The organism is Massilia sp. Root335 (assembly GCF_001425685.1).
Classification (GTDB): domain Bacteria; phylum Pseudomonadota; class Gammaproteobacteria; order Burkholderiales; family Burkholderiaceae_D; genus Telluria; species Telluria luteola.
This window is the reverse complement of the sequence record NZ_LMCY01000037.1, coordinates 1-300: the sequence shown is the minus strand read 5'-3', so window position 1 is coordinate 300 and position 300 is coordinate 1. Positions and strand designations below refer to the sequence as shown.

The 300-nt window shown below is 71.7% G+C and carries 1 protein-coding gene; it reads right to left on the bottom strand.

The annotated features are described in order from the left end of the window. On the bottom strand, positions 1-300 hold a 300-nt coding region (locus ASC93_RS31485), incomplete at both ends, for a hypothetical protein (protein WP_162251926.1).

Below are 300 nucleotides of genomic sequence, written 5' to 3'. Positions count from 1 at the left end.
GGCGATGGTGCCGGCAAAGTCGGCGCCCGTGCTGGTCACGACCGGCAGGCCGGGCAAGCCGGGGAGCGGCATGCCGCCGGTCTGGGTGCCGGTCGCGCCGGCATTGGTCAGGGTCAGGGTCTGGCCGCCAAGCAGCACGGCGCCCGAGCCGGACAGCGACTGGATTTGCGCGCCGTTGTCGGTGGCGGCGATGTCGAAGACGCCGTTGTCGTTCACGCCGCTCGACAGGGCGATGCTGCCCGAACCGGCCAGCGCCAGCGTGCCACCCATGTTGACGCTGGTGGCGCCGCTGTAGGTGTT